The organism is Wolbachia endosymbiont of Mansonella perstans (genome assembly GCF_020278605.1).
GTDB lineage: Bacteria > Pseudomonadota > Alphaproteobacteria > Rickettsiales > Anaplasmataceae > Wolbachia.
Genome location: NZ_JACZHU010000103.1, coordinates 1 through 2,997, shown reverse-complemented (window position 1 = coordinate 2,997; position 2,997 = coordinate 1). Strand labels below are relative to the sequence as shown.

The window sequence follows — 2,997 nt, the reverse complement described above, 5'->3', positions numbered from 1 at the left end:
GGCAGAACGTGTTAAGTAGTTGTTTTTATTTTACGGTATACTAAAACTAGCTAGTTATGCGAGAAGCTCATGCTCTAAGCCCTAAGCATAGAAACCACTTTATCGTAGCTTGGCAACGATTTTATTTCTCCAATTGCAGCTAAAGTAGTTTTCTCATGTTGAGATAACAATTCCTCTGCTGCTTCTTTTACGCCAGCAGTGGTAACTGCGCTAGTTTTTTCTATCAATTTATTTTTACTGATATATCTATCATAGTTGCCATAGTAATGCCCCAATGCTTCAGCACGGGAACTGACGCTTTCACGTGACATTAAAATTTGGGATTTTACTCGCTCTTTTACCCTATTTACCTCCTCTTCCTTCAGATCACCCGTAGATAATTTCTTCAACTCCGTCGTTATGGATTTTAAAAGCTTATCTAAATTGCTACTATCTGTGCCAACGAAAATGGAGAGTATTCCTGTATCGGTGTAGCTAGAATTAAATGAATAGACAGAGTAAACCAGTCCCTGCTTTTCCCTTATTTCCTGGAATAGGCGTGATGACATTCCACTTCCCAATATAGAATCAAGCACCCGAAATGTGTGATATCTATCGTCATGGTGAGAAACACTAGGTAAACCTATTAGCAAGTGTACCTGGTCCAGTTTACGATGCTCCAAATACTCACCACCAGTGTAATTCGCATTCTGCTTTTTCTTCAGCTCTTTTGCATGAATCTTTGAGAGAAAATCTTTGGTTAACTGAACAACTTCTTCATGCTCAACGTTTCCTGCAACAGAAAATATCGTATTCTCGCCAAAGTAATGCTCATTTATATAGCTATTTAGATCTTCTCGAGTAAATGATTTTACAGTATCCTGTGTGCCTAAGATCGACCTACCAAACGGTTGATCTTTATAAGCTGCTTCAAAATATTTATCGAAAATGATGTCGCTCGGCGAATCGTTGGTTTGAAAAATCTCTTGTGTTACAATACCTTTTTCGCGCTTCAATTCATCTTCTGGAAATGTCGAATTTACTAATATATCTATTAATATATCAATACCAGTTTTTATGTCTTTTTTGAGGACTTTTACGTAGTAACTAGTGCTTTCTCTACCGGTGCTAGCGTTGAACACTCCACCTATATCATCAAAGACTTTTGCAATTTCAAATGCAGTTTTTGTTTTTGTTCCCTTAAAAGCCATGTGCTCTAGAAAGTGGGATATTCCATTTTGACTTGCACTTTCGGCTCTACTGCCAACACCAACTCGTATACTTAAAGCTATAGAGTCAACATCATGTACCTGCTCGGTTATTATGCGCAGGCCATTATCTAATTTTGTTACCTTCGGTACATTCATTTTATGTATTCTTTCTCAAATTCTCTTCTGCAAAACCCCAATTTATCAAATGATCAAGGAAAGCTTTTACATAATTAATTCTACGGTTTTGACAATCTAAATAATAGGCATGCTCCCAAACATCCATAGCAAGTAGAGGCACTTGATCATAAATCAATGGTAAATCTGCATTGGGAGTTTTGGTAATTTTGAGTTTTCCTTTTTCAAGCACTAACCATACCCATCCACTGCCAAATTGGTTCACTCCATAACTTGAAAACTCTTCATAGAATTTATCAAAGCTACCGATATCGTCTTGAATTTTTTTTGCTAGAATACTATCATTCTGAGGCTTGCCACCACCATTTTTTTTCATTGAACTCCAATAAAAAGTGTGGTTCCAAACTTGCGCTGCGTTGTTAAATATAGGCACTTTGTCGCTATTGCCATGAACTTTTGTTATTAATTCCTCGATTTTTGCATGCTGATAGTCAGTATTCTCAACCAGTTCGTTGAGTTTATTTAAATACCCCGTATGATGCTTATCATAATGAAAATCCAAAGTCTTTGCAGATATGTAAGGCTCTAAAGCTGTTTTATCATATGGTAATTCAGGTAAAGTAAAACTCATAAAAACCTCTTTATTTCTAACCTACTGCAATGTTAGAGTAATAAGTGCTTTTGTGCAACACATAACTTAGTTAAAATATTAATGTAACTATTGTAATTATTCTAAAATAAGTTATAATAGTACAGTAATGTAAATACATTTTTTATTATTATATTTTTTTAGGAGGTTAATGTGTCAAATCTATCTGAGGACTTCAAGAGTTCATATAAGAATTTCAAGCAATATGCTCGTTTCGGGACTGTTCATGCTGTAAAACGAGATGACGGTAGTAAAGTTTCACAGAACTGTTTCTATAAATCCGTTTATTATATTGATAGTGTTATAGGACCAGTAAAAGACATGATTGTAGGAGTGAATAAAGATGCTGATACTTCAACAACAACTTTGGGAAAAAGAGAAAAAAGAGTTTACGGTACGAGACATAATGAGCTTTATGCTGGCTTCGCAAATTTATTACTTGTACTCCATACAGGGACTGCATATCTTGCGTACTTGCCACACAAATTATTTTCGTATCTCAGAGAGAAAAACGGTCCAGAATCTCTTGTAGGGTATGCTAATAATTTTCAGGACAAAGCAGAAAAACGTGGTGACACTTGTGCTAAGTTCCTAAGTTTAGTCTCATCTTACATTATTTCAGTTGTCATCTGGACTGCAGCACTTGTTATTACACCAATAACTTGGACTGTCGATAAAGTGTCAAGTAAGTTTAGTGAAATGAAAGCACCTAAAACTGTTGAACAAGATCAAAAGAGCTTCCTGCATAATAGCTAATCTGCACAAGAAATGCCCATGGCTAAAGCCATGGGCATTTTAGGGATAGCGTCATTTCGGCACCCCTTCTTGTCATTCTAGTTTTCCTATGATGTCATCCAAGTAGCCCTGTTCTTGCCACCCAAGTAGCTGACACAGGGATTCTTGATACTACTTTAATAATAAATATTTAAGAAATTTGCCAAATGAGAAAAAAGGTAAAAGAAACCCCAAGTGGCAAGTTTTGACTCTATAATACTTTAAATTGGCGTTATAATAATTTGCTGA

The 2,997-nt window shown here is 35.7% G+C and carries 3 protein-coding genes; 1 reads left to right on the top strand and 2 read right to left on the bottom strand.

The window, feature by feature from the left end; translation table 11 throughout:
* Positions 1–74: 74 nt before the first annotated feature.
* Positions 75–1,346, bottom strand: a complete 1,272-nt coding sequence (locus IHO13_RS04965) for a M16 family metallopeptidase (RefSeq protein ID WP_225538549.1) — start codon at positions 1,344–1,346, stop codon at positions 75–77.
* Between the two features lies 1 nt (position 1,347).
* On the bottom strand, positions 1,348–1,956 hold the full coding sequence (locus IHO13_RS04960; RefSeq protein WP_225538548.1) for a superoxide dismutase: 609 nt from the start codon (positions 1,954–1,956) through the stop codon (positions 1,348–1,350).
* A 171-nt stretch (positions 1,957–2,127) separates the two neighbouring features.
* Between IHO13_RS04960 and IHO13_RS04955 the strand changes: the two genes are divergently transcribed.
* The gene (locus IHO13_RS04955) at positions 2,128–2,730 is read left to right on the top strand and encodes a hypothetical protein (RefSeq protein WP_225538547.1); all 603 of its coding nucleotides are present in this window, start codon (positions 2,128–2,130) and stop codon (positions 2,728–2,730) included.
* Positions 2,731–2,997 lie beyond the last annotated feature (267 nt).